The 25015-nt window shown below is 71.9% G+C and carries 29 protein-coding genes and 1 pseudogene; 10 read left to right on the forward strand and 20 right to left on the reverse strand.

All coding sequences use genetic code 11. The features are described 5' to 3' along the window. Nucleotides 1-2 precede the first annotated feature (2 nt). From ADL03_RS00810 to ADL03_RS00845, 10 genes and pseudogenes are all read right to left on the reverse strand, one after another. Nucleotides 3-422: a YciI family protein gene (locus ADL03_RS00810; protein WP_053731378.1), complete on the reverse strand. Its 420-nt coding sequence runs from the start codon at nucleotides 420-422 to the stop codon at nucleotides 3-5. A 181-nt stretch (nucleotides 423-603) separates the two neighbouring features. Beyond that, nucleotides 604-1809 (reverse strand): SPFH domain-containing protein, encoded by a 1206-nt coding sequence (locus ADL03_RS00815; protein WP_063798422.1) that lies wholly within the window; start codon nucleotides 1807-1809, stop codon nucleotides 604-606. A 26-nt stretch (nucleotides 1810-1835) separates the two neighbouring features. Beyond that, nucleotides 1836-2261 (reverse strand): NfeD family protein, encoded by a 426-nt coding sequence (locus ADL03_RS00820; RefSeq protein ID WP_053731379.1) that lies wholly within the window; start codon nucleotides 2259-2261, stop codon nucleotides 1836-1838. Between the two features lie 89 nt (nucleotides 2262-2350). Beyond that, on the reverse strand, nucleotides 2351-3157 hold the full coding sequence (locus tag ADL03_RS00825; protein ID WP_053731380.1) for a DUF3097 domain-containing protein: 807 nt from the start codon (nucleotides 3155-3157) through the stop codon (nucleotides 2351-2353). 10 nt (nucleotides 3158-3167) lie between these two features. Next, nucleotides 3168-3869, reverse strand: a complete 702-nt coding sequence (locus ADL03_RS00830) for an aminoglycoside phosphotransferase family protein (RefSeq protein ID WP_157527738.1) — start codon at nucleotides 3867-3869, stop codon at nucleotides 3168-3170. A gap of 98 nt (nucleotides 3870-3967) precedes the next feature. After that, the gene (locus ADL03_RS50615) at nucleotides 3968-4072 is read right to left on the reverse strand and encodes a hypothetical protein (RefSeq protein ID WP_369808909.1); all 105 of its coding nucleotides are present in this window, start codon (nucleotides 4070-4072) and stop codon (nucleotides 3968-3970) included. Between the two features lie 35 nt (nucleotides 4073-4107). After that, nucleotides 4108-4650, reverse strand: coding sequence for a hypothetical protein (locus ADL03_RS48000; RefSeq protein ID WP_197287960.1), 543 nt, complete (start codon nucleotides 4648-4650; stop codon nucleotides 4108-4110). Between the two features lie 21 nt (nucleotides 4651-4671). Beyond that, nucleotides 4672-5006, reverse strand: a pseudogene (locus ADL03_RS48005) (LD-carboxypeptidase); the annotation flags it as partial. Nucleotides 5007-5013: 7 nt separating this feature from the next. Further along, nucleotides 5014-5802 carry an SCO1664 family protein gene (locus tag ADL03_RS00840; RefSeq protein WP_053731382.1) on the reverse strand — a complete coding sequence of 263 codons (789 nt, stop codon included), beginning with the start codon at nucleotides 5800-5802 and terminating at the stop codon, nucleotides 5014-5016. Between the two features lies 1 nt (nucleotide 5803). After that, entirely contained in the window at nucleotides 5804-6370 is a 567-nt protein-coding gene (locus tag ADL03_RS00845; protein ID WP_053731383.1) for a DUF3090 domain-containing protein, read from the reverse strand. A gap of 78 nt (nucleotides 6371-6448) precedes the next feature. Between ADL03_RS00845 and ADL03_RS00850 the strand changes: the two genes are divergently transcribed. Together ADL03_RS00850 and ADL03_RS00855 are read left to right on the forward strand one after the other, a co-directional pair. Then, nucleotides 6449-8335 (forward strand): prolyl oligopeptidase family serine peptidase, encoded by a 1887-nt coding sequence (locus ADL03_RS00850; RefSeq protein ID WP_053731384.1) that lies wholly within the window; start codon nucleotides 6449-6451, stop codon nucleotides 8333-8335. Nucleotides 8336-8393: 58 nt separating this feature from the next. Then, nucleotides 8394-9242, forward strand: a complete 849-nt coding sequence (locus tag ADL03_RS00855) for an LD-carboxypeptidase (protein ID WP_053731385.1) — start codon at nucleotides 8394-8396, stop codon at nucleotides 9240-9242. Between the two features lie 559 nt (nucleotides 9243-9801). Here ADL03_RS00855 and ADL03_RS00860 read toward each other — a convergent pair. Next, nucleotides 9802-10347 carry a hypothetical protein gene (locus tag ADL03_RS00860; protein WP_053731386.1) on the reverse strand — a complete coding sequence of 182 codons (546 nt, stop codon included), beginning with the start codon at nucleotides 10345-10347 and terminating at the stop codon, nucleotides 9802-9804. 102 nt (nucleotides 10348-10449) lie between these two features. Between ADL03_RS00860 and ADL03_RS00865 the strand changes: the two genes are divergently transcribed. The 3 genes from ADL03_RS00865 (at nucleotide 10450) to ADL03_RS48010 (ending at nucleotide 12128) form a co-directional block, all read left to right on the forward strand. Continuing rightward, nucleotides 10450-10881 (forward strand): Hsp20/alpha crystallin family protein, encoded by a 432-nt coding sequence (locus tag ADL03_RS00865; protein ID WP_053731387.1) that lies wholly within the window; start codon nucleotides 10450-10452, stop codon nucleotides 10879-10881. Between the two features lie 74 nt (nucleotides 10882-10955). Further along, on the forward strand, nucleotides 10956-11669 hold the full coding sequence (locus ADL03_RS00870; protein ID WP_053731388.1) for a poly-gamma-glutamate hydrolase family protein: 714 nt from the start codon (nucleotides 10956-10958) through the stop codon (nucleotides 11667-11669). Nucleotides 11670-11879: 210 nt separating this feature from the next. Further along, nucleotides 11880-12128, forward strand: coding sequence for a VOC family protein (locus ADL03_RS48010; protein WP_231641335.1), 249 nt, complete (start codon nucleotides 11880-11882; stop codon nucleotides 12126-12128). Here ADL03_RS48010 and ADL03_RS00875 read toward each other — a convergent pair. From ADL03_RS00875 to ADL03_RS00885, 3 genes are read right to left on the reverse strand one after another with little or no spacing between them, the layout of a single operon-like run. Continuing rightward, entirely contained in the window at nucleotides 12112-13323 is a 1212-nt protein-coding gene (locus tag ADL03_RS00875; protein WP_053731389.1) for an acyl-CoA dehydrogenase family protein, read from the reverse strand. The two genes, ADL03_RS48010 and ADL03_RS00875, sit on opposite strands and share 17 nt — an antisense overlap. A 1-nt stretch (nucleotide 13324) precedes the next feature. Then, nucleotides 13325-14344: a phosphotransferase family protein gene (locus ADL03_RS00880; protein WP_053731390.1), complete on the reverse strand. Its 1020-nt coding sequence runs from the start codon at nucleotides 14342-14344 to the stop codon at nucleotides 13325-13327. Further along, nucleotides 14341-14997, reverse strand: coding sequence for an HAD family phosphatase (locus ADL03_RS00885; RefSeq protein WP_231641337.1), 657 nt, complete (start codon nucleotides 14995-14997; stop codon nucleotides 14341-14343). Before ADL03_RS00885 ends, ADL03_RS00880 begins: the two co-directional genes overlap by 4 nt. A gap of 152 nt (nucleotides 14998-15149) precedes the next feature. Here ADL03_RS00885 and ADL03_RS00890 point away from each other — a divergent pair, with 152 nt between their 5' ends. Together ADL03_RS00890 and ADL03_RS00895 are read left to right on the forward strand one after the other, a co-directional pair. Then, nucleotides 15150-16679, forward strand: coding sequence for a carboxylesterase/lipase family protein (locus ADL03_RS00890; RefSeq protein ID WP_053731391.1), 1530 nt, complete (start codon nucleotides 15150-15152; stop codon nucleotides 16677-16679). 222 nt (nucleotides 16680-16901) lie between these two features. Further along, nucleotides 16902-18101 (forward strand): MFS transporter, encoded by a 1200-nt coding sequence (locus ADL03_RS00895; RefSeq protein ID WP_053731392.1) that lies wholly within the window; start codon nucleotides 16902-16904, stop codon nucleotides 18099-18101. Nucleotides 18102-18172: 71 nt separating this feature from the next. Here the strand turns inward: ADL03_RS00895 and ADL03_RS46485 are convergent, their stop codons facing one another. Next, nucleotides 18173-18322 carry a hypothetical protein gene (locus ADL03_RS46485; protein WP_157527741.1) on the reverse strand — a complete coding sequence of 50 codons (150 nt, stop codon included), beginning with the start codon at nucleotides 18320-18322 and terminating at the stop codon, nucleotides 18173-18175. A gap of 216 nt (nucleotides 18323-18538) precedes the next feature. Between ADL03_RS46485 and ADL03_RS00900 the strand changes: the two genes are divergently transcribed. Continuing rightward, the gene (locus ADL03_RS00900) at nucleotides 18539-19744 is read left to right on the forward strand and encodes a diguanylate cyclase (protein WP_197287963.1); all 1206 of its coding nucleotides are present in this window, start codon (nucleotides 18539-18541) and stop codon (nucleotides 19742-19744) included. A 64-nt stretch (nucleotides 19745-19808) separates the two neighbouring features. Here the strand turns inward: ADL03_RS00900 and ADL03_RS00905 are convergent, their stop codons facing one another. Next, nucleotides 19809-20651: an alpha/beta fold hydrolase gene (locus tag ADL03_RS00905; RefSeq protein WP_053731394.1), complete on the reverse strand. Its 843-nt coding sequence runs from the start codon at nucleotides 20649-20651 to the stop codon at nucleotides 19809-19811. Here ADL03_RS00905 and ADL03_RS00910 point away from each other — a divergent pair. Beyond that, nucleotides 20650-21126 (forward strand): PPOX class F420-dependent oxidoreductase, encoded by a 477-nt coding sequence (locus tag ADL03_RS00910; RefSeq protein ID WP_231641339.1) that lies wholly within the window; start codon nucleotides 20650-20652, stop codon nucleotides 21124-21126. The genes ADL03_RS00905 and ADL03_RS00910 overlap by 2 nt on opposite strands. A 21-nt stretch (nucleotides 21127-21147) precedes the next feature. Here ADL03_RS00910 and ADL03_RS00915 read toward each other — a convergent pair whose 3' ends face one another. Next, nucleotides 21148-21603, reverse strand: a complete 456-nt coding sequence (locus ADL03_RS00915) for a MarR family winged helix-turn-helix transcriptional regulator (RefSeq protein WP_053731395.1) — start codon at nucleotides 21601-21603, stop codon at nucleotides 21148-21150. A gap of 82 nt (nucleotides 21604-21685) precedes the next feature. Here ADL03_RS00915 and ADL03_RS00920 point away from each other — a divergent pair, with 82 nt between their 5' ends. Further along, a complete protein-coding gene (locus tag ADL03_RS00920) occupies nucleotides 21686-22087 on the forward strand; it encodes a nuclear transport factor 2 family protein (protein WP_053731396.1) in 402 nt (133 codons plus the stop codon). Here ADL03_RS00920 and ADL03_RS00925 read toward each other — a convergent pair. The 3 genes from ADL03_RS00925 to ADL03_RS50620 all read right to left on the reverse strand — a co-directional run bounded on the left by ADL03_RS00925 (nucleotide 22084) and on the right by ADL03_RS50620 (nucleotide 24988). After that, complete coding sequence (locus ADL03_RS00925; protein WP_369808910.1) at nucleotides 22084-22800, reverse strand: VOC family protein; 717 nt, start codon at nucleotides 22798-22800, stop codon at nucleotides 22084-22086. The two genes, ADL03_RS00920 and ADL03_RS00925, sit on opposite strands and share 4 nt — an antisense overlap. Further along, the gene (locus ADL03_RS00930) at nucleotides 22748-24748 is read right to left on the reverse strand and encodes a bifunctional diguanylate cyclase/phosphodiesterase (RefSeq protein WP_197287964.1); all 2001 of its coding nucleotides are present in this window, start codon (nucleotides 24746-24748) and stop codon (nucleotides 22748-22750) included. The genes ADL03_RS00925 and ADL03_RS00930 overlap by 53 nt, the downstream gene beginning before the upstream one ends. Before the next feature lie 72 nt (nucleotides 24749-24820). Beyond that, complete coding sequence (locus ADL03_RS50620) at nucleotides 24821-24988, reverse strand: hypothetical protein (RefSeq protein WP_369808911.1); 168 nt, start codon at nucleotides 24986-24988, stop codon at nucleotides 24821-24823. Between the last annotated feature and the right edge of the window lie 27 nt (nucleotides 24989-25015).

Raw genomic sequence — 25015 nt, forward strand, 5'->3', positions numbered from 1 at the left:
GGTCAGAGTTGGTTGTGGGCCTCGCGCCAGGCGCGTTCCTTCTGGATCCACTCGTTGTCCTGCGGGAACTCGTCGATCGTGGGCACGCGGCGGATCTCGGTCTTGAACCCCGGCAGCTGCATCGGGGCGCGCTTGGCCCACTCGACGGCGTCCTGGATGGTCGGGACCTCGATGAGGTAGAAGCCGTTGAACAGCTCCTTGGTCTCCCCGTACGGGCCGTCGGTGACCACGGGCGGTTCGCTGGAGAAGTCGACGACCACGCCCTCCTCGGCGGGAGCGAGGCCCTCGGCGGCGAGCAGGACGCCGGCCTCGATCATCTCCTCGTTGAACCGGCCGACCGACTCGATCATCTTGTCGAAGTCGGGGTCGACGTTGTTCCACGCGTCGTCGGACTCGACGCGCCAGATGAGCATGTACTTCATGGGTGGTTCTCCCGGTGTCGCGGTGGGTCCGTTGTGGACCCTTTCACGCCCAGGTCGAACGGGCGGGCGGTTCGATCGACACACGCCCACAAATTTTCTTCCGCGACTTCGACCCGATGCCGGTCGGTACAGCGCTGCGGCCCGCCCCGGTGGTCGGGACGGGCCGCAGCGAAGGGTTCGTTTACAGCCGGTCGTCTGGCTGGTGCAGGGAGCGCGGCTGCTCGGCTTCCAGCTCCGGCACCGGGAAGGCGCCGGTCACCGGCCGCGGCGGGGTGCTCAGCGGGCTGGGCACCTCCTTGCGGGCCACGGCCTCGGCGGCGGCGACGGCTTCGGCGACCTTCGGGTCGGGCGCGGTGTCGAACCAGTCGGCGACCGCCGGGTCGTCCTCCTCCGGCCGCGGGCGCTGACCGGTGTCGGCGGGCGGCTCGTAGCGGAAGACACCGTCCTCGCCGGGTGCGCCGAGCATGCGGGCGAACCCTTCGAGGGCCTTGCCGTAGTCGGTCGGGATCATCCAGACCTTGTTCGCGTCGCCCTGCGCCATCTGCGGCAGCGTCTGCAGGTACTGGTAGGCCAGCACCTCCGGGGTGGGCCGGCCGTCCTTGATCGCGGCGAAGACCTTCTCGATCGCCTTGGCCTGGCCCTGTGCCTGCAGGTAGCGGGCGGCGCGTTCACCCTGGGCGCGCAGGATCGCCGACTGCCGTTCGGCCTCCGCGGTCAGGATCGCCGCCTGCTTGGCGCCCTCGGCGGCGAGGATCTGCGACTGCTTCTGGCCCTCGGCGGTCTTGATGGAAGACTCGCGCTGGCCCTCGGCGTTGAGGATCATGGCGCGCTTCTCGCGGTCGGCGCGCATCTGCTTCTCCATCGAGTCCTGGATCGACGGCGGCGGGTCGATGGACTTGAGCTCCACCCGCGCCACCCGCAGGCCCCAGCGGCCGGTGGCCTCGTCGAGCACGCCGCGCAGCTGGCCGTTGATGTGGTCGCGGGAGGTGAGGGTCTCCTCCAGGCTCATGCCACCGACGAGGTTGCGCAGCGTGGTGATGGTGAGCTGCTCGACGCCGACGATGTAGTTGGAGATCTCGTAGACGGCGCTGCGCGGTTCGGTGACCTGGAAGTACACGACCGTGTCGATCGAGACGGTCAGGTTGTCCTGGGTGATCACCGGCTGCGGCGGGAACGACACGACCTGCTCGCGCAGGTCGATGCGGGCCCGCACCTTGTCGATGAACGGCACGATGATGTTCAGGCCGGGCGCGGCGGTGTTGCGGTAGCGGCCCAGGCGTTCGATGACTGCGGCCTGCGCCTGCGGGATGACCAGCACCGACTTCACGGCGATGATCAGCACGAACAGGGCGATGGCGGCCGCGACCACGCCGGTGATCGGGTCCAACTCGGTTCACTTCCTTCCGGGTGCGGCTAGACCGCGGCGATCACCACAGCCGTCGCACCCGAGATCTCGACAACGGTGACGGCGTCGCCTGCCGCGATCACGGACCCGTCCAGGGTGCGCGCGCTCCAGGTCTCGCCGCCGATCTTCACCTGCCCGCCGTGCTCGTCCACCTCGGACGTGGCGACGGCCTTGCTGCCCAGCAGCGCCTCGTGGTGCATCCGCACGCCGGGCCCCAGCTGCAGCCGCTTGCGCAGCAGCGGACGGGCGCCCGCGATCAGACCGACCGAGGTCGCGGCGAAGACGAGCACGCTGACCAGGTCACCAGCCCCCAGTGCGGTCACCCCCGCCGCGGCCAGCGCGGCGGCGCCGAGCATGACCAGCACGAAGTCGCCGGAGAGCACCTCGGCGACGACGAGCAGTATCCCGACGATCAGCCAGATCAGCGCGGCCATGCGCCCATACATACACCAACGGGGAGCCCGGCCGCTGAACTTCGCCGTGCTGGTGGCGTGACCGTGACGAAACGGTCATGCCCGCGGGGTCAGTCCCGGGGCACGGTGACGAAGTCGATGAGCCGTTCGACCGCGCCGAGCAGGTCGGACTCGATGTCGCGGTAGCTGCCGACCGCGCCGAGCACCCGCTGCCAGCCCTCGTAGGTCTCGCCCCAGCCCAGCCGCGCGCAGACGCCTTCCTTCCACGGCACGCCGCGCGGCACGACCGGCCACGCCGCGATCTTCACGGCGGCGGGTTTCACGGCCTGCCAGATGTCGACGTAGGGGTGGCCGGTGACCAGGACGTTGTCGTCGCGGACCTGCTCGACGATGCGCTGCTCCTTGGAGCCGGCGACGAGGTGGTCCACGAGCACGCCCAGGCGGCGGTGCGGGGCGGTGCCGAACTCGGCGATGCGGGCGGGCAGGTCGTCCACGCCGTCGAGGGGTTCCACGACGATGCCCTCGACGCGCAGGTCGTGGCCCCAGACGCGTTCGACGAGCTCGGCGTCGTGCTTGCCCTCGACCCAGATGCGGCTGGCCTTGGCCGTCCGGGCGCGCAGGCCCTCCACGCGCACCGATCCCGAGGCGCTGACGCGGGGTGTGTGCGGCTGGGGTGCGGGGCGCACGAGCGTGACCGGGCGGCCGTCGACGAGGAACCCGGCGGGGGTGAGCGGGAACAGGCGGTGGCGGCCGTGGCGGTCCTCCAGCACGACGTTGCCGTGCTCGAACTTCACGACGGCGCCGCAGAAGCCGCTGGCGGGGTCCTCGACGACGAGGCCGGGTTCGGCCGCGATCTCGGGGACCTTGCTGCGCTTCGGGGTGGACAGGACGTCGCGGCCGTAGTCGTGGGAACGCACGTGCCGAACCCTAGCCGTAGAACGGTTTGAAGGCGGTGAGCCACTCGTGGACGCGGTCGAGGTCGACGTCGGCGCCGTGCAGGTCGTAGCCGCCGTGCACGAAGTCCAGCCAGTCGACGGCCGGGTCGCCCACGCACGCCCTGGGGTCGATGGCGACGGGTCCGCGGGCGCTGTCCACGACGTTGCCGGGGTGCAGGTCGCCGTGCAGCAGCACGGCGGGGGTGTTGTCGTCGGCGAGTTTGCGGGCGCGGGCGTGTTCGGTGGCGTAGTAGGTGCCGGTGCGGCGGGTGAGGACGGTCTCGAACAGGAAGTCGACGCGGGCGCGCAGCGGCGGGAAGCCCCGGGGGTCGGCGGCGTGCAGGGCGGGGACGACGCGGGTGGGGTCGGTCGCCTCGGTGCCGGGGCGCAGCGCTTCGAGCAGCAGGGCGCCGCGGTCGAGGTCGGTGTCGAGCAGGTCGACCACCTCGGGTGTGCCGGCCCAGGCCGTGAGGGCTGTGGCCTCGTGGGCGGCGATGTCGTGGTCGGGGGTCAGCTTGAGCACCGCGGTCGTGCACAGGAACGCGGCGCCGCTGCCACCGGGCATCGTCTTCACGACGGTGAGGTCCCAGCGTGCGGCGAGGGTGCCGACCAGGTCGGGCAGGGCGTCGATCCACGCGGTGACGGAGTCGCCGAAGCGGCGGAGAAGGCGGGCTCTGGCGGGGTCGTCGATCACCCCCGCCACGCTAGCGACTGCGCCCGCACACCGCTGCGGGTTTCCCGCGCCACCCGCCGCGGGCCCGGCGGCGGCTTGCCGTGCGTGGTGTGCGCGGGTCAGTAGGTGACGGTGATGGCGCGGTTCGGGCCGTCGACGCGGACGCGGCCGCCGACAGGGATGACCAGCTGCGGGTCGGTGTGGCCGAGGTCGACGTCGAACACGATCGGCGTGCCGGGCGCGTACTTGGCGAACGCCCTCAGGACGGCTTCGCGCTGCTCGCGGTGTAGACGGCGCGGTCGGCGTCGGGTCTGGCGAACGACCACGCGCGTGCGCGGCCGACGAGCACGGCGGCGAAGCGGGCGAGCAGGCCGCGTTCGCCCATGGCGCGCAGCACGGAGAACACCTCAGCGGCGGGTGGCATCTCCTCGGAGGTCTCGAAGAACAGGACCTTGCCCTCGTAGTGCTCCGCCGGTCGGATCTCGCGGCCGGCGATGAGCAGCCAGGCCAGTACCTCCAGGCAGCCGCCCCAGGCCTCGCCCTCGACGACCCGGTCCGGCCGGTGCCGGCGCCAGCCGGTGGCGTCGTGCAGGCCGGGTTCGGCGGTGAAGGTGGCGGGGTCGTCCCAGGGCTTGCCGACGTCGCCGTAGCGGGTGGACTCGGGCAGCGCGTACTCGCCGTGGGTGAACAGGGCGGCGTGCAGCGAGTCGCGGGTGGTGGGGTGCAGGGCGCCGGGACGGCCGAGCTCGGTCATGACGCAGGCGCCGTGGTAGCCGACGATGCCGCGGTTGGCGAGCCACACGAGCAGGTCGGTGTTGTCGCTGAACCCGAAGAACGGCTTGGGGTGGGCGGTGATCAGCTCGGCGTCGAGGTGGGCAGGACCTCGATCTGGTCGTCGCCGCCGATGCTCGCGATGACGGCTTTCACGTCAGGGTCGGTGAACGCGGCGTGCAGGTCGGCGGCGCGGGCGGCCGGGGTGGCGCCCGCGGTGCGGGTGGCCGGGTACTCGACGGGGTCGAGACCGGGCTCGCGCAGACGCCGCAGGCCGAGCTCGAACGGCAGCGGGAACAGGCCCGGCAGGCCCGTCGGCGGGGACACGACCGCGACGCGGCCGCCGGGCACGGGCTTGGGCGGGTGGATCACGGGCGCGGACGTCACCGGCGGTTCAGAACGCGGGCCACGGGATCGCCGGCCAGTCCCCCGAGGGTTCGGGGTAGACGCCGTCGGCGAGCAGCTTGTCGGTGCGTTCGGACACGGCGCGGACCTCCGCGCGGGTGAGGTGCTCGTGCAGCTGCTCGCCCAGCGGGCCGTCCAGTGCCGATCTGAGCCGCCGCATCGCCTCCAGCACCGGCTCCGGGAGCGGTTCGCGGGCCCAGCCCCACAGCACGGTGCGCAGCTTGGGTTCGACGTGCAGGCAGATGCCGTGGTCGACGCCGTAGACGCCGCCGTCGACGGCGTGCAGGACGTGGCCGCCCTTGCGGTCGGCGTTGTTGACCACGACGTCGAAGGCGGACATGAGCTGGATGCGCGGGTGGTCGGCGTGCACGAGCACGGCGGGGTCACCGAAGCGGTCGTGGGCGTGGAAGACGGGGATCCAGCCGGGTTTGACGTCGTCGACGCCGACGATGTCGACGAGCTCGTCCTCCTCGCGGGTGTCGACCCACAGCTGCACCATGCCCGAGCCGAACGGGCCGGGCCGCAGCACCGTGGGCGGCACGACGCCGAGCCCGGACGCGGCGGAGATCAGGTAGGTCGCGACCTCACGGCCGGCCAGGGTGCCGTCGGGGAAGTCCCACAGCGGCCGTTCGCCGCGCACGGGTTTGTAGACGCACTGCGCGTCGACGCCGTCGAGGGAGATCTTGCAGAACAGTGTCGCGTTGGAGGCGTCGACGAGCCGGCCCTCGACCTCGATGCGGCCGTGAGTGAGCAACTCGATGGCCGCGCCGACGTCCACGTCAGTCCTCTTCGGTGCGGCGGTAGCCGTTTTGCCGCGGGCAGATGTGGCCGTCCGGGTCGAGCGGTTCGGCGCACAGGGGGCAGGGTTTGCGGCCGGCGTTGACGACGCGGTCGGCGCGTTCGGCGAAGGCGCGGGCGGCCGAGGGCGACAGGAAGACCCGCACGGCGTCGGGGCCTTCCTCGGTGTCGTCGAGCACGACGGCCTCGTCGACCTCCTCCTCGGAGATCGCGAGCAGCTCGATGACGACGGCCTTGGACTCGGCGTCCCAGCCCAAGCCCATCGTGCCGACGCGGAACTCCTCCTCGACGGGCACGTCGAGCGGTTCGGTGTCGAGGTCGTCGGGGGGTGCTTCCTCCGGCACGTCGGTGCCGAAGCGGCGATGCACCTCCTCCAGCAGCGAGCCGATGCGCTCGGCGAGGACCTGGACCTGTTGCTTCTCGAGGGCGACGCTGATCAACCTGCTCTGCTCGGAGGCCTGCAGGTAGAAGATGCGGTCACCGGGCTGCCCGACGGTTCCTGCGATGAACCGGTCGGGTGCGCGGAATACGTGAATGACGCGAGCCATGGCACCTAGAACCCTAGGCCACGCGGAGATCGGCGGCAGGTCCTCCCCCACCAAACACTCCGCGTATAGGGTCGGGCTGTGGTGAAGATCGCTTCGTACGGGACGTGGACCTCGCCGATCAGCGCCGGCGACACCTCCAAGCCGGGAGGTGGGTTCCAGTGGGCCGACCTGCACGGTGAGCAGGTGTGGTGGGCCGAGAGCCGTCCGGCGCAGGCCGGCCGGGTCGCTCTGGTGCGCGACGGGGTGGAGGTGCTGCCCGCGCCGTGGAACGCCCGCAACCGGGTGCACGAGTACGGCGGGCGGCCGTTCGTGGTGCTCGCGCCGGACCGGGTGGCGTTCACGCACTGGGACGACCAGCGCGTGTACGTGTTCAACCCCGACGCGCCCGAGCCCGTGCCGCTGACGCCCGAACCCGAGCGTCACCACGGCATCCGCTACGCCGACCTGTCCGCGGGCCCGGACGGCGAGGTGTGGTGCGTGCGGGAGACGATCACCGGTGACGCGCGCACCGACGTGCGCCGCGACCTGGTGGCGATCACCGCGGACGGCCAGGTGCGGGTGCTGGGGTCCTCGCACCACTTCATGACCGGCCCGAAGATCAGCCCCGACGGCACGAAGTTCGCCTGGATCGGCTGGGACCACCCGCAGATGCCGTGGGACGGCACCGAGCTGTGCGTCGCCGACGTCGGCGAGCCGGGCCACCGGGTGCTGACCGGGTCGACCACGGAGGCGGTGTGCCAGTTCGAGTGGGAGGGCGACTCGCTGCTGGCGCTGACCGACCCGCACGGCTGGTGGAACCTGTTCCGCGTCGAGCTCGACGGCTCGCGCAAGAACCTGGCGGAGTGCGCCGAGGAGCTGGGCGGCCCGATGTGGCGGCTGGGCAACCGCTGGTTCGCCACGCTGTCGCCGGGCCGGTACCTGGTCGTGCGCTCCGGTCACCTCGCGGTGCTCGACGAGCGCAGCGCGACGGTGACCGACGTGGAGACCGACCTGCCGATGTGGGCGGCGGACCTGTCGGTGCGCGACGGGGTGGTCCTCGACGCCGCGGCGGGGCCGACCTCGGAGTTCAACGTCGTGAAGCTGGACCTGTCCAACGGTGAGATGACCTACCTGACCGGCGGTGAGGAACCGGCGGAGGCCGCGTACCTGCCGGTGCCGGTGGAACGGGTGTTCGGCGAGGTCCCCGCCTACGTCTACGCGCCGTCGAACCCGGACTTCGTTGCCCCTGAGGGCGAACTTCCGCCGTACGTGGTGCACGTGCACGGCGGGCCGACCGGGCGGGCGCTGCCCAAGCTCGACTCCGACATCGCGTACTTCACCAGCCGCGGCATCGGTGTGGTGGCGGTCAACTACGGCGGCTCGACCGGCTACGGCCGGGCGTTCCGGGAGCGGCTGCGCGAGCAGTGGGGCGTGGTGGACGTGGAGGACTGCGCGTTCGTGGCGCAGCAGCTGGCCAAGGAGGGCACCGCGGACCCGCAGCGGCTGGGCATCCGGGGCGGCTCGGCGGGCGGCTGGACCTCGGCTGCGTCGCTGACCTCGACGCAGGTGTACCGGTGCGGGATGGTGGCGTTCCCGATCCTGGACCTGGCCGGGTGGACCTCGGAGGGCGGGGAGACCCACGACTTCGAGTCGCGCTACGTCGAGGGCCTGGTGGGGACGCTGCCCGAGGCGGCCGACCGCTATCGCGACCGGTCGCCGTCGAACAAGGCGCGGTCGGTGTCGGGCCCGGTGCTGCTGCTGCAGGGCCTGGAGGACGAGATCTGCCCGCCCGAGCAGGCCGACCGGTTCGCCGCGGACCTGGCCGGGTCGGGCATCCCGCACGCGTACCTGACGTTCGAGGGCGAGCAGCACGGGTTCCGCAAGGCCGAGAACATCAAGGCGGCGCTGGAGGCGGAGCTGTCGTTCTACGGGCAGGTGTTCGGGTTCGAGCCGCCGGGGGTGCCGGTGCTGGAGCTGCGGTCGTGAGCTCCCGGTCCTGTGCGTGAGCGTGTTGCCGTGAGCGTGTTGTTGTGAGTGTGCTGCCGTGAGTGTGTTGTCGCGTGGGGACCGGGTCGCGCTGGTGTCGCCGGCCGGTCCGGCTCTCGCGCCGGTGCTCGCCGAGGGTGTGGCGGTGCTGCGGTCGTGGGGCCTGACGGTCACCACACCTGTGGTGCAGCCGTGGTCGTTGCCATACCTGGCGGGGTCGGACGCGGGGCGGGCGGCGGAGTTCGTGGACGCGTGGTGTTCGGACGTGGCGGCGGTGTTCTGCGTGCGCGGCGGGTACGGGTGTCTGCGGATGACCGACCTGGTGCCGTGGGAGGAGCTGCCGCCGCGGGTGTTCGTGGGCTCGTCGGACGTGACGGTGCTGCACGCCGAGCTGAACGCGGCCGGGCAGCCGACGGTGTTCGGGCCGATGCCGGGCACGCGTGACTTCGTGGCCGACCCGCTGGCGCAGCAGCGGCTGCGGCGGTTCCTGTTCGAGGGCATGTCGTCGTGGACGGCCGGGACGCCGGTGGTGCCCGGTACCGCGCGCGGGGTGCTGGTGGGCGGGAACGTGGCGCTGCTGGCGGCGGCGGTCGGCGGGCCGCGGTGGTCGGTGCCGGCCGCGGGGGCGATCGCGTTGCTGGAGGACGTCGGCGAGGAGGCCTACCGGCTGGACCGGCTGCTGACGCAGCTGCTGCGGGCGGGCTGGTTCGCGCCGGTGTCGGGGATCGTGCTCGGGTCGTGGACGGGCTGCGGTGACGTCTCCGCGGTGCTGGCGGACCGGCTGGGGCCGCTGGGGGTGCCGGTGCTGGGCGAGTTCGGGTTCGGGCACTGCCCTGGGCAGTGGACGCTGCCGCTGGGGGTCGAGGCGGTGCTCGACGCGTCGGCGGGGACGTTGACGCTGGTCTAGGGCAGGCTCGCGCAGGGGTCCCCTTGGCCTTGGGATCCCCTGCGTCCTATCGTACCGAGCACCACCGACAAGCACGTTCACGCACGTCAGAGGCCCTGAAGCCGCTGCAGGCGCACGGGCGGGTCGTTCACGGGGTCGGGTCCGCGTCAGCCCGAAGCGGACACACCACTGGGCGCTGCTCACACGTCTCCCCGCCGGCCTGGTTGGACCTTGCCCGGCCGGATCTTGGAGGTTGCCCGCGCGGGTTCGAGGCTCCGCACCAGTTCCTCCCGATGTGCGCGGGCGGGTCGTTCACTGCGCCGCGCGGCATCGCCGGCCGGGGAGCCGCAGGTGCTCAGCGTGCGAGGTCGCTCCCTTGCGACCGCCCCTGGCGACCGGCCACTCCGGCGGTCGCAGCCCGCCCCCAGGTCGCGGCCCGCCGGAGTGATCGCCCCTCGGAGTGATCGCCCCTCGGAGTGATCGCCCCTCGGAGTGGTTGCGCGGCGGAGTGTTCGCGCGGACCGAGCGCCGTCGCGGGCGGCGATCCCCCGGACCGCACCGGCGGCGCCGGGCGCCCAGGTCACAACGCCGTGCGGCGTTGCTGGGCGTCCAGGCGCAGTTGTTCGGTCTGCCGGCCGATGGCGTTGATCTGCCCGGCGAGTCCGGGGTGGCCCTCGCGCAGGTTCGGTGCGGCGTCGGCGAGGGGGCCGAGCAGTGCGGCGGCGTCGGTGTGGCCGAGTGCGTCCTGCACGCCGGGGTCGTGCGGGCCGACCTGGGCGGCGAGCACGCGCAGGACGGCGGCGTTCTCGCGGGCCCAGGCGGTGACGGCTTTGTCGCCGGCGCGGCGGTCGCGTTCGGCTTGGACGCGTTCGTCGCCGGTGCCGGGGTCGTCGGTGCGGCGCACGCGCAGGTAGCGGCGTTCGGCGGCCTGGCGGCTGGCCACGCCGAGTGCGGGGGCGAGGTCGGCCCAGCTGGTGCCCAGTGCGCGGGCGGCTTCGATGAGCTGGGGTTCCCAGCCGGAGAGCTCGTCGCGCAGTTGCCGCAGCAGCATCAGTGCCGCCAGGACCTCGTTCGCGGTGCCGGGCTGGGCGGCGGTGGCGCGCACGGTGTCGTAGTCGCTCGTCATGTCGTCCTCCTGATGACGCCGGGGACTTGTCATCGTTTAGACGACATGCTACAACGGTGGTGCAGCGCATTGACAGTCCACGAGGAGTACAGGAGGTGTCAGATGTTGATGCGCACTGACCCGTTCCGTGAGCTGGACCGGCTGACCCAGCAGGTGTTCGGCGCGCAGGGCACGTGGTCGCGGCCGACGGCGATGCCGATGGACGCCTACCGGGACGGCGAGCAGTTCGTGGTGTGCTTCGACCTGCCGGGTGTGGCGCCGGACGCCATCGAGCTGGACGTGGAGCGCAACGTGCTGACGGTCAAGGCCGAGCGCCGGCCGGTCGGCGGGGATGTCGAGATGCAGGTGTCGGAGCGGCCGCTGGGGGTGTTCTCGCGGCAGCTGTTCCTCGGCGACACCCTGGACACCGACCACATCGACGCCCAGTTCGACGCGGGTGTGCTGACGCTGCGGATCCCGATCGCGGAGCGCGCGAAGCCCCGCAAGATCGCGATCAACTCCACCGAGCAGGCGCCCAAGCAGATCGACGCGTGAGCCCTTCCGGGGCGTGATGATCAACACGGCGGGCGGCGGCCGACCGGGTGCGTCCAGGTAGGCTACCGCCCGCCATGAGACCCCAGCCCCAGTCGACGGTGTTAGACGTCTACGCGTCCAACACCGACCTCTACGCCGATCCCCGACTGGTGGAACGGGTGGACTACCGGCGGCGCTTCAAGCGTCACCGGCCGCGCACGGCGTCGGTCGTGCTCGCCCCGCACGGCGGTGGCATCGAGGCCGGCACGTCGGAGCTGTGCCTGGCGATCGCGGGGTACAGCCCGTCGACGCGGGTGCCGATCGGGCAGACGCACGACTACTGGATGTTCGAGGGCCTGCGGTCAGTCGCGAACGACGAGCTGCACGTGACCTCCTCGCACTGCGACGACCGCGTGGCCCGCACGCTCGTCTCCGGTGCTTCCCACGCGCTGGGGTTGCACGGCTGCACGGCCGCGGCGGCGGGTCTGGAGGACCACGACCGTGCGGTGCTGGTCGGCGGGCGGGACGCGGTGCTGCGGCGGGAGCTGCTCACGCGGCTGCGGCGGGCGGGGTTCCACACCGTCGACGCCGCCGACCACCCCGTCCTGGGTGGCGGCGACCGGGCCAACATCGCGAACCGGACCAGGACCCGCCGGGGCGGGCAGCTGGAGCTGACCACTCCCCTGCGCACCGCGATGTTCGCCGAGAACTCGCGGCCCAACCGCCGGCACACGACGACCGAGGTGTTCTGGGACTTCGTGCACGCCTGCCGCGCGGCTCTCGCGGCCCGTGAGGCGATGAACAACTGACCGGGCCCCGGCCGCGGACCAACGTCGACGGACCCACACGGACCGACCTCGCCTGGCCATACGGGCTGCCCCTGCCGGACACGTGGGCTCGCGCCTGCTGTGCACATGGCTCGCGCCTGACCGGGATGAGTGGTGTCGGGTGCCGGGCGGGCTGGCGGTGAACTTCGAGCTGGAACGGGCGTTCCGGCGGCCGGTGAGCCCGGCGCGCCGGTGGCGACGCGGCACCTGGACATCGAGGTGGGCGACCTGGCGGCCGCGGCCGAGCACGCGCCGGCGTGCGGGGCGGTGCTCGCCGGGGTGCGGCCGCAGCCGGACGTGCGGGTGCTGTTCGATCCGGACGGGCACCCGTTCTGCCTGTTCACCTGGCCACCACCGCGCGCCTGTGTGGCTCGCCGCCGGTCGGCGAGCCACACAGGCGCGAGCCACACGACACAACAGGGCGTCAGAGGTACTTCTTGAGCTCCCGCTTGGCCAGCGACATGCGGTGGACCTCGTCGGGGCCGTCGGCCAGGCGCAGGGTGCGGGTGGCGGCCCACAGCTCGGCGAGCGGGAAGTCCTGGCTGACGCCGGCGCCGCCGTGGGCCTGGATGGCCTTGTCGATGACCCATTCGGTCATGGAGGGGACGCCGATCTTGATGGCCTGGATCTCGGTGTGGGCGCCCTTGTTGCCGACGGTGTCCATCAGCCAGGCGGTCTTGAGCACGAGCAGGCGGGCCTGTTCGATGCGGACGCGGGACTCGGCGATCCACTCGTGCACGACGCCCTGGGCGGCGAGGGGCTTGCCGAAGGCGATGCGGCTGGAGGCGCGGCGGCACAGCAGTTCGAGGGCGCGTTCGGCCATGCCGATCAGGCGCATGCAGTGGTGGATGCGGCCGGGGCCGAGGCGGGCCTGGGCGATGGCGAAGCCCTCGCCCTCGCCGGCGATGAGGTTGGCGGCGGGGACGCGGACGTTGTCGAAGACGATCTCGGCGTGGCCGCCGTGGGCGTGGTCGCCGTAGCCGAAGACGTGCATGGCGCGTTCGACGGTGACGCCGGGGGTGTCGCGCGGGACGAGGATCATGGCCTGCTGGCGGTGGCGTTCGGCGTCGGGGTCGGTCTTGCCCATGACGATGAAGATGGCGCAGTTGGGGTTCATGGCGCCCGAGGACCACCACTTGCGGCCGTTGATGACGTAGTCGTCGCCGTCGCGTTCGATGCGGGTGGCGATGTTGGTGGCGTCGGAGGAGGCGACGTCGGGTTCGGTCATGCAGAACGCGGAGCGGATCTCGCCGTCGAGCAGTGGCTGCAGCCACTGCTTCTTCTGCTCGTCGGTGCCGAACATCGCCAGCACCTCCATGTTGCCGGTGTCCGGGGCGGCGCAGTTGAGGGCTTCGGGGGCGAGGTGGGGGCTGCGGCCGGTGATCTCCGCGAGTGGCGCGTACTGCAGGTTGGTCAGGCCGCCGCCGTGCTCGGGATCGGGCAGGAAGAGGTTCCACAGGCCCTGGCGGCGGGCCTCGGCCTTGAGCTCTTCGAGGACCGGCTGGCGTTGCCACGGGTCGGCGGCCTCGCGCAGCTGCTGTTCGAGGACGGCTTCGGCGGGGTAGACGTGGGAGTCCATGAACGCGAGGAGCCGGGTGCGCAGTTGTTCGGTCTTGGCGTCGTAGGCGAAGTCCATGTCAGAGCTCCTTGTGGGCGGCGGCGAGACCCTGCCGCACGAGGGGGACGGTGAACGCGCCGAGCTTCTCGAACCCGGCGCCGACGGTGTTGCCGCCGGCGAAGCGGTAGTGGATGCCCTCGACGATGACGGCGAGCTTGAAGTAGCCGAAGGCGATGTACCAGCCCAGTCCGGAGGTGTCGGTCCCGGTGCGGGCGGTGTAGCGGGCGACGAGCTCGTCGGCGGACAGGAAACCGGGCATGGACGGGACGCTGCCGGTGATGGGGTCGTTGTCCACGCCCAGGCCCTGCCAGTAGACGTAGAGCAGGCCGAGGTCGGCGAGCGGGTCGCCGAGGGTGGCCATCTCCCAGTCCAGCACCGCGCTGATCCGCAGCGGTGAGTCGGTGACCAGGGCGTTGTCGAGGCGGTAGTCGCCGTGGATGATCGCCACGCGCGGGGAGTCCGGGACGGTGCCGGCGAGCTTGTCGCGCAGGTCGTCGATGCCGGGCAGGTCGCGGCTGCGGGAGGCGTCGAGCTGCTTGCCCCAGCGCTTCACCTGCCGGGCGAGGAACCCCTCCGGGCGGCCGAAGTCGCCGAGACCGACCGACTCGGGGTCGACGCAGTGCAGCTCGGCGAGCACGTCGACCAGTTTCCGCGACAGCACGGTGGCCTTCTCGGAGTTGAGCCACGGCGCCTGTGACCGTTCCCGCAGGGCCACGCCGGGCATCTCCTCCATGAGGTAGAACGGCGCGCCGATGACGGCGGTGTCGTCGACGAGCCGGTAGGCGCGCGGCACGGGGACGGCGGTGTCGGCGAGGGCGGAGATGACGCGGAACTCGCGGCTCATGTCGTGGGCGGTGGCCAGGACGTGGCCCAGCGGCGGGCGGCGCAGGACCCAGCGGGTGGTGCCGTCGGTGACGCGGTAGGTGAGGTTGGAGCGGCCGCCGGGGAACAGCTCGCCGGTCAGCGGGCCGGTGCTCAGGTGGCGGGCGAGTGCGTCGAGGTCGAGGCCGGGCAGGCTGGTCGGGGGCTCGGTGGTCACAGGGTCACTCCGAGGGTGGCGAGGTGGGCGCGGGTGGCGTCGGCGGTGGTGTGGCGCAAGGCGTGCATGCCCACGGCCTTGGCGGCCTCGACGTTGACGGGGGCGTCGTCGAAGAACACGGCGCGGCCGGCGGGGACGCCGATCTGCTCCAGGGTGTGGCGGTAGATGCGCTCGTCGGGTTTGCGCAGGCCGACGCGGCCGCTGATGACGACGGTGTCGAACAGCTCGACGAGCAGGTCGGCGGGGTAGCCCTCGCCCCAGCTGTTGGACAGCAGCGCGGTGTGCAGGCCGGCGGCGCGGGCCTTGCGGACGAGTTCGACCATCGCCGGGTCGGGGGTGGCGCCGCCGAACATGCGGCGCAGCAGCCCCTGTTCGACGACCGGGTCGCCGCTGGTGGTGATGAGCTCGGCGGCCAGCAGGCGTTCGAACTCGGCGACGGTGAGCTCGCCGGTCTCCAGCCGGGACACCGGGTTGCCCGGCAGTGCCTCGCGGCCCATCCAGTCGCGCATGATGCGGCCGTAGACGTCGCGGTCGATGGCTTCGGCGTGCAGCCAGCCGCCGACGAACTCGGGCACGGAGACGGTCATGACGCCGCCCCAGTCGAAGACGAGCGCGTCGACCGCCGGGCCGCCGGGAAGTGTCGTGTCACCCACGACCCGGAGGGTACCGACCGGTCGGTATGTCGGCAACCGGTGGTGTGCCGCCGCGGCGTCCGATCCGGTTTTCGGTGAGCGGACCGCGCGGCCTTCAGCGGTTCCCCCGGCGTGCCGGTCTCGCTACGTTCGGTGGCGGACAAGGGGGTTCGATGACACGTTCGGCACGCAAACGGATCTGGGGAACGGTCACGGCGCTCGCCGCGGCGGTGGCGGCGGTCGTGGCGGTCGCACCGGCCTCGGCGCAGGCCGCCGGGGACGGGCGGGTGGTGCGCACCGACAAGGGCCTGGTGGCGGGCACGGTGACCGATACCGTCCGCACGTTCGGCAACATCCCGTTCGCCGCCGCACCGGTGGGCGCGAACCGCTGGCGTGACCCGCGGCCGGCGGCGCCGTGGCAGGGGGTGCGTGACGCGACGGTGCCCAGCCCGCGGTGCGCGCAGGTGGAGCAGCTGGGCCAGCCGGGCTCGCAGACCGAGGACTGCCTGTACCTCACCGTCACCACCCCGGCCGGCCGCGCGAAGCCCCGGCCGGTGATGGTGTGGATCCACGGTGGCGGGTTCACGGCCGGTGCCGGCGCGGACTACGACGCGCGGCGGCTCGCGACGCGTGATGACGCCGTGGTCGTGACGATCAACTACCGGCTCGGGGTGTTCGGGTTCTTCGGCCTGCCCGGTCTGCCCGGCTCGGGTGCGTTCGGCCTGGCCGACCAGCAGGCCGCGCTGGGCTGGGTGCGGCGCAACGCGGCCGCGTTCGGCGGCGACGCGGGCAACGTGACCGTGTTCGGCGAGTCCGCGGGCGGGCTGAGCGTGTGCGCGCAGCTGGCCTCACCGCGTGCGGCGGGCCTGTTCGACAAGGCGATCATCCAGTCGGGTCCGTGCGGGCTGACGACACCGGCCGGTCAGCCGGGGGTGTTCGCGACGCTGTGGCGCGAGCGGGCGGCCGTGGAGCAGACCGGCGCGCAGACCGCGGCGGCCCTCGGGTGCGCGGACGTGGCGTGCCTGCGGGCGTTGCCGGTCACGGCGCTGCTGCCGACGCACAACACCTTCGCCACCCCCGCCTACGGCACCGCGGTGCTGCCGGTCGACCCGGTGGTGGCGCAGCGGACCGGGCGGACGCACCACGTGCCGACGCTGGTCGGCTCGACGCACGACGAGGCCACGCTGTTCACCGCGCTGACCTTCCCGCAGCCCATCCCGACGCAGGCCTACCGGCAGACGCTGCAGGCGTTGTACGCGCCGCGCGACGTCGACCCGATCCTGGCCCGCTACCCGGCCGACGGCAACGGCGACGTGCGCGACGAGCTCGCGCGGATCACGACCGACCAGTCGTGGGCGTGCACCACGGCCGACACGCGCCGGCAGCTCGGGCGCCACCAGCGGGTCTCGGGCTACGAGTTCGCCGACGCCACGGTGCCGGTGCTGTTCCCGGACCTGCCGCCGTTCCCCGGCGGCTACCGGGCCTACCACGCCTCGGAGCTGCTGATGCTGTTCGACTTCCCCGGCGTGACGCTCACCCCCGGGCAACGCCGCGTCTCGGACTACATGGTGGCGGCGTGGGGGCGGTTCGCCCGCACCGGTGACCCGGGGTGGCGGGCCCGCGTGCAGTCGCTGGCTCCCGGCGCGATCGGCGCGACCGACTTCGAACGCGACCACCACTGCGGGTTCTGGGCGCAGATCTGACCCGCGCGACCGGGCAGTGACGAGCCGTCGGGCCGGGATGGAACTCATCCCGGCCCGACGGCGTCGACGGCAGGTGGGGGTGGGTGCGGGCGTGCAATGTGCATGTGCCTGTCGTGGAGGTGGTGGCGTTCGGGCGGTGTGCCGGTGCCAGGTGGGGCAACCGGGCCGCGGATTTCGCGGGTGATCACCCGGCGCGGGCCCGGGTCGGCCATCCTGTAGCGCATGCCCGGCTATGGCGATCTTGCCCGTGACGGTGAGTTCCGCGCCCTGTTCGTGGCGCACGTGGTGTCGGTGGCCGGTGACCAGTTCGCGCGGGTGGCGCTGGCGGTGCACGTCTACGACCGCACGGCGAGCGCGGGGCTGACGGCGCTGACGTACGCGTTGACGTTCCTGCCCGACCTGGTGGGCGGGCCGCTGCTGTCGGGGCTGGCCGACCGGTTCGCGCGGCGGGACGTGATGGTGGCCGCCGACGTGGTGCGGGCGGCGTTGCTGCTGGTGATGGCGCTGCCGGGGCTGTCGCTGTGGGTGCTGGCGGCGGTGCTGGTGGTGGTGCAGCTGGCGGGGGCGCCGCACGGGGCGGCGCGGGCGGCGTTGCTGCCGCACGTGCTGCCCGACGAGCGGTATCCGCTGGGGATGGCGGCGTTGAGCACGGTCACGCAGGCCGCGCAGGTGCTGGGGTTCGTGGCGGGCGGGGCGCTGGTGGCGTGGTGGGGGCCGGGTCCGGTGCTGGTGGCGGACTCGGTGACGTTCGTGGTCTCCGCGGTGCTGGTCGGCGCGTTCGTGCTGCGGCGGCCGGTGCCGGCGCGCCCGCACGTGCGGGCGTGGTCCTCGGACCTGGTGGGCGGGGCGCGGCTGGTGTGGCGGCAGCGGCGGCTGCGGGCGCTGGTGGTGCTCGCGTGCGTGTCGGGGTTCTACGTCGTGGCCGAGGCGCTGGCGGCGCCCTACGCGGCGGAGCTGGGGGCCGGGGTGTCGGCGGTGGGGTGGATCTTCGGCGCGCACGCCGCGGGCACGGTCGCGGGCATGGCGCTCGTGGCGCGGGTGCCGCACGCCCGGCAGCTCGCGGTGATGCCGTGGCTGGCGGTCGCGTCGTGCGCGGTGCTGCTGCCCGTGCTGGCCACGCCGGGCCTGGTGTGGTCGCTGGTGCTGATCGCGTTGTCCGGGGTGGCCAGCGCCTACCAGCTGCCGGCGAACACCACGTTCGTGCGCGAGGTGCCCGACGCCTCCCGCGGGCAGGCGTTCGGGCTGGCCGTCACGGCGCTGCGGGTGTCGCAGGGCGTGGGGGTGGGACTGGCGGGGCTGCTGGCGGAGCGGTGGGCGTCGCACCAGGTCATCGCCGCCGCCGGGGGCGCGGGGGTGGTCGCGGCGTGCGGGGCGTGGTGGCTGTGGCGGCAGGCGGTGGCGGCGCCTGCCCACAGGCCCTAGCCCCGCGGACGGGGGTGCCGGCCGTTCACGTCGGCCGGTGGCACCCTCCACCGCGGGAGAACCGCCGGTCGTTACCGGGTCCAGTCGGTGGACGCGAAGGTCCAGTCGGTCGAGGCGAACGTCCAGTCCGTCGACGTGAACGTCCAGTCGGTGGACCGGCGGAAGGTCCAGTCCGTCGACGCGGCGAAGGTCCAGTCGGTGGACAGCGCGGTGTTCATCATGACCGTCTCCTTGTGGGAATGCGGGGTTGTACGAGGGGGTGAATGAGAGGGGAAAAATGTCCGTGAGGGCTACTCAGGGTGAGGTCCCCCACATGGAGCCACGACTTCGCGTGACCCGGTGACTACAGTGGTTGGTTCCTGATGGTGTTCGGTGGGGGTGGCAGCGTGCCTTGGCTCGACCCGCGCCGGTGGAAGCTATGGTCCCTTCCTCCTGTCGTGCTGACCTACGTCGTGACGATTGCCGTGACGGCGGCACTCGTCACGCTCGCAACCGCACGGCTTACCCCTGTCGAGGCGCGCCACTGGACGTGGTTCGCGGCACTGGCTGTAGCCGCTCTGGTCCACCTGGAGGCGGCGCGTGGCATCGAGCGCATCCGTGAGATCTCCGTGGAGGGTGCCCCTCACGCGCAGATGCAGTCGGTGTGGCAGTTCGCGGGCGTGCTCGTGCTCCCGATGCCACTGGTCGTCCTGCTGGTCGTGACCATCTACCTGCACGCGTGGCTGCGGGTGTACAAACGCCGGGCGGTGCTCTACCGGAAACTGTTCTCCGCCGCCACTGTCATACTTGGATGTGCCGCAGCGCAATGGGTGCTGCACATGTTCTCGGCGTCGGATCCGTCTGATCTGGACGGTCCACGCGGGCTCGTGGCCCTGACCGTCGCCGGGTTCCTGTACTGGTTCGTCAACTACGCGCTGGTCGTGGGCGCGATCATGATGACCAACCCGGCCAACCCGCTCAAGACCGCGCTCGGCCACGCCTCCGACGTCCTCATCGTCACCGCGTCGGTCGGCCTGGGCTCCGGCGTGGCCATCATCGCGACCGCCCGGCCGTGGCTCACGCCGATGCTGCTGCTGACCGTGCTCGCCCTGCACATGGGCCTGCTGCTGCCGCAGTTCCGCGTCGCCGCGCGCACGGACTCCAAGACCGGTCTGGTCGACGCGACGTTCTGGCACGACGTCGCCGAACGCGAACTGGCCCGCGCCCGCCGCCTGGTCTCCACCGTCGGCGTGCTCATCCTGGACATCGACCACTTCAAGGTCATCAACGACACCTACGGCCACCTCGCCGGCGACCGCGTGCTGCGCGCCATCGCCGACGCCGTCAAGCACGCCGTGCGCTCCTACGACCTGGTCGGCCGTTTCGGCGGCGAGGAGTTCGCGGTGCTGCTGCCCGGTGTGGGCACCGACGAGGTCCGCGCGACCGCCGAGCGCATCCGGGTCGGCATCTCCCGCCTGGAGGTGCCCGTGATCGACCGCGGTGGCGTGCCCCGCGTGATCACCGGCCTGACCGCGTCGGTGGGCGCGGCGGTGTTCCCCGACACCGCCACCGAGCTCAGCCCGCTGCTGCTGGCCGCCGACGAGGCGCTCTACCAGGCCAAGAACACCGGCCGCGACCGCGTGGCCACCGCACCGGCGTTCTGAGCCACCGCTCCCCCGGCCGCCGTCGAGCCCGCGAGAGCCCGGCCGTCAGGCGTGCGGGGAACGCTCAGGCGTCCAGGAACGCCGCGATGCGCCGGGACACCTCGTCGGGCTCCTCGACCCACGGGTAGTGCCCGACGCCCTCGTGCACGCTGAGCGTGACGTCGCTGAACAGCTCCGCGAGCTCCCGGCAGCGCCGCACCGGCGAGATCGGGTCCTCCCCGCACGCGTAGACCAGGACCGGGTGGTTGAACTCGGTCAGCGCCCGCCGCAGCACACCCGGCACGAACGCGCCCTCGGCGTTGTAGCCCAGCGCCACCGGGTACTTCCACTGCCCCAGCTCCGCGTTCGCGTGCGCCCGGGCCCGCTCGTCCCACCGCGCGTACAGCAACGGCGAGGCCGCCACCCGGTTCTCCACCGAGTCGTCCCCGGCGGCGTTGCGCTCCAGAGCGGTTCTGGCGGCCGCGATCCACGGCCGGTCGCCGCGGGCGGCGAGGAAGGCGTCCCAGTCGCTCTGCTCCGGCGACAGGCCCACCGAGCGCAACGCCGGGGTGAGCAGCACCAGCTTGCCGATCCGGCCGGGGAAGTCCGCGGCGTAGCCCATGGCGATGCCCGCGCCCGCCGAGTGGCCGAGCACGTCCACTCGCTCCAGGCCCAGGTGGCGGCGCAGCACCTCCACGTCACGCACGAGCATGTCGCGCCGGTAGGTGAACGGGTCGGCCGGCTCGTCGGAGGCCCCGGTGCCGCGGTTGTCCAGGATCACCAGACGCCGGTGCCGGTCCAGGCCGCCGAGCGTCTCCAGGTACTCCGAGGCCCGGCCGGGACCACCCGCGAGCACCAGCAGCGGAGCGCCGGCGCCCACTTCCCGGTAAGCGAGCTGAGTGCCGTCGAAGGAGGTGAACCGTGCCATGCTGCACATCATGCCGAAGATCGCCACGACCGACCTCGTCGACCGGCCGCAGCTGCTCGAGTTCCTCCGCCCGCGTCACCACGGCGTGCTCATCACCCGCCGCTCCAGCACCGGCGGAGTGCAGGTCTCCCCCGTCTCCTGCGGCGTCGACACCCTGGGCCGCCTCGTCGTGGCGACCTACCCGCAGCGCGCCAAGGTCCGCAACGCCCGCCGCGACCCCGCCGTCACGCTGTGCGTGCTCTCCGACGACTGGGACGGCCCCTACGTGCAGGTCGACGGCACCGCCGAGGTCCTCGACCTGCCCGAGGCGCTGGAGGACTTCGTCGAGTACTACCGCTGCATCGCCGGCGAGCACCCCGACTGGGACGAGTACCGCGCCGCCATGCTGCGCCAGGGCAAGGCGCTGATCCGCGTCACGATCGACTCGTGGGGCCCGATCGCCACCGGCGGCTTCCCGCCCGAGCTCGACGCCTGACCACCGGGCACGCCGGCGGCGCTAGCCGGGTGAGGAGCCCGCGGTCTGGTGGTGGGCGAGCAGCCGGGTGAGCAGGCCGGTCAACGCCTGCCGCTCCCCGGCCCCCAGCGGCGCGAGCAGCTCGTCCTGCACCCGGTCCAGGGCCCCGTCCAGCACGCGCAGCTGCCGCGCGCCCGCCTCGGTCAGGCTCACGACGTTGCGCCTGCGGTCGACGGGATCGGGCGTGCGGTCCACCAGCCCCCGCCCGGCCAGCTCGCTCACCGCCGCCACGACATCGCTGCGGTCCATCGTGGACCGGCGGCCCAGCTCGGCCTGGCTGGCCGGCCCGAACTCCGCCAGCGCCGCCAGCACCCGGTAGTGGTAGCCGCGCGCACCGGCCGCGGCGAACCCCGCGGCCGAGAGCCGGTGGGCGTGCACGGCGAGCTGGGTGAGCAGCCAGCTGGGCTTCTCGCTCAGCCGGGCCGGGGTCTGTGCCATGACCCGATCCTATCTCGTTGGCGCGACCAACGAAAATCTGTACAGTCGGCCACCCCGACCACAACCAACCCCGAGGACCCCCGTGACCACCGACACCGCCGACCGCATCGCCATCATCGACCTCTTCGCCCGCCTCGCCCACCTGCTCGACGACAAACGCTGGGACGACGCACACACCATCTTCACCACCGACGTCGCCCTCCACTCACCCCGCAACGGCGAGCTCCACGGCCTCGACAACGTCATCGCCCACCTGCGCCGAGCCGAAACCCCCGGCGAACACACCCAACACCTCACCACCGACCTGCTCGTCGACATCACCGGCGACCAGGCCACCACCACCGCACACTCACTCGTCCACTTCTACCGCGACGGCGAACCACCCCACCGCACCAGCGGACTACGCCTCAACTGCACCCTCGTACGCACACCACACGGCTGGCGACTACGCGAATCCCGCACCACCCTCGCCTGGATCCGCTAACCCGCCGACCACGCCCCACCCCACCCCGCCGGCCGCTCCACCAACACGCACTCACCACCACGCGGACCCACGACCGACGCGATCAACCCCGTCGCCACCACCGTCGGCCCCAGCACCACCCGACCATCCAACCCGGACACCCGCTCACACGCCTCAGCGACACTGTCCACAGCGAAATACACCGACCACCCCGACGACCGCGACGTCACCAACCGGCCCGCCACCGCACGCGGACCACCATGCCGCTCCGACGTGAACACCGCGAACTCCGCCGACTTCACCTCGACACCCCAGCCCAACGCCGACACCCAGAACCCGTCGTCCGGCCGCTCCCCCATCAACTCCACCCAGCACAGCTCACCCGCACGCGGCGGCGGCGCCCACGGACCGTGCAACACCCGCCCCGAATCCACAGAGGACCCCGCACCCAGCTCACGCGGCACCTCACCACCGAAGAACACGTGCCAGCCCCGGTCCCCCACAACCACCCGGGCCACCAGCCGATCACCCACCCAGCCCGTGAACGACCCGTCCGCATCCGCGATCACCGTCCACCCCAGCACACCGGCGAAAAAATCCACCGACAACTCAGGCTCGGCAACACTCAACTCAAGACGACGCACACCACAAGACGACACGGGCATCCCATCAAGGCAGTGATCAGGAGCGCGCACCATCCTCTGCTCCGACCACCCGAGACGACAATGCACCATTCGGCCGCATGCGCTCCGCGTTCACCACATCACGCAACGGCACCGGACGCCCCAGGTGAAAACCCTGCCCCACCCGCACACCCAACCGCCGCAACGCCTCCACCTGAGACGGCCGCTCCACCCACTCCGCCACCGCCGACAACCCCAGCCCGTTCGCGATCTGCACGATCCCCGACACCAGCACCGCATCCGCGTCGTTGGTCTCGATCCCCTTCACGAACTCACCATCGATCTTGATCCCCGTGATCGGCAGATGCTTCAGGTGCACGAACGACCCGAACCCCGAACCGAAGTCGTCCAACGTGATCCGGCACCCGAACTGCCGCAACCGCGTCGCCAGCGACACCGCCGCATCCAGGTTCGTCACCGCCGCCGTCTCCGTGATCTCCAACCCCAACCGGCCCGGCGCCACCCCCGCACGCCCCAACCGGTCCAACACGAAATCAGCGAAGTCCGGATCCTCCAACGTCCGCCCCGACACGTTCACGTTGAACCGCAACGCCGAACTCGGCTCCGCCACCAACGCGTCGATCGCCGTCGACAACACCCACCGGTCCACCTCCAAAATCAGGTTCGACCGCTCCGCCACCGGCAAGAAATCCGCAGGACCCAGATACGGCTCCTGGTTGTCCTCCAACCGCAACAACAACTCATGCCCCAGCGTCTTACCCGACGCCAACTCCACCATCGGCATCCCGTACAACGCCAGACCCCCACCCACCAGCGCCTGCCGCAACCGGTCCAGCACCGACACCCGCTTCACCGTGTCCGCGTAATGGTTCGGCTCGTACACCGTCACCCGGTCCCGACCCGCCGCCTTCGACGCGTACAACGCCAAATCCGCGTTCGCCAGCACCAACTCCCACGAATCCCCCGGCCCGTACTCCGCCAGACCCGTGCTCACCGTCATCCGCGCCGGCGTCCCGATCCCCGCCAGCGGAAAACCCGCCACCGCATCCCGCAGACCATCCGCCACCGCACCCGCGTCCTGCGCCGACACCCCCGGCAACACCACCGCGAACTCGTCACCACCCAGCCGCGCGATCAACTTCTCACCCAACCGCGACTGCAACGCCGACGCCAGCATCCGCATCACCCGGTCACCGACCGCATGACCACGCAGATCGTTGACATCCTTGAAGTTGTCCAGATCCAGCACCAGCAACGCACCCGACCCGTTGTTCGCCAGCTCCTTCTCCAACGACCGCGTCAACGCCCGCCGGTTCGGCAACCCCGTCAACGGATCCTGCTCCGCCATCCGCACCAGCTCGTCATGCACCCGCGACGACTGCGTCACGTCATGCGCCGTCCCCAACGCACGCAACGGCGTCCCGGCGTCGTCCACCACGACCTCACCGAAACACTCGAACACCCGCTCCGCACCATCCGGACGCAACATCCGATGCGTGTACGAGAACACCGACCCCGACCTCAACGCCGCGTCCAGCGTCTCCTCGATCATCGGCAGATCGTCCGGGTGCACCAGCCGCGCGTACATCTCGAAGTCGAACGCCGTCCCCGCCGCGAACCCGAACATCTCCAGCAACGTGTCCGACCACGTCACCCGGTCCTCCGAGATCGACCACTCCCACGTCCCCATCCGCCCGAGCGCCTGCGCCCGCCGCAACGCGTCCGCCTCCTGCGTCACCGTCAACTCCCGGTCACGCCACGTCGACACGTCCACGACCTCGTACATCAGGTCATCACCCAGACGACTGCACCGCACCTCAAGCCACCGCGGCCCCGGCGCCAGCACCTCCCGCGCGGGAGAAGGCACCTCCGGCACCCCCGGCAACAACGCGGGCAACGACCGCCCGTACGCCTGCTCGACCGGAACACCGAGCACAGCGCCCAACGCGCGGTTGCACCACAACAGGCTCCCGCGCGCATCGGTCACGGCATAGCCGACATCCGCCCGGTCCAGCACCGTGCGGCAATAGGAGGTCACGCGCGTCATGATCGTCCGATCACCGGACGTAAGCAACCCGCTACGCCGGTTGGTTCGCTGATTTGCGAACGGCTAACGCAGCCGCTCCAAACCCTTCGCCGACTCCACCAACTCCGCCGCCAACTTGCGCAGCTCCTCGTTCTCAGCACCGTCCTGCGCCGCCGTCACCACATCCTCCGCGGCACACCGCAGCTGGAACAAGCGGTCCTGCAAATCCGCCAGCTCGGCCGTGCTGAGCACCACGGCGTCCTCGGGAAGACCACCCCG

Source organism: Nocardia sp. NRRL S-836 (assembly GCF_001279525.1).
Classification (GTDB): domain Bacteria; phylum Actinomycetota; class Actinomycetes; order Mycobacteriales; family Pseudonocardiaceae; genus Lentzea.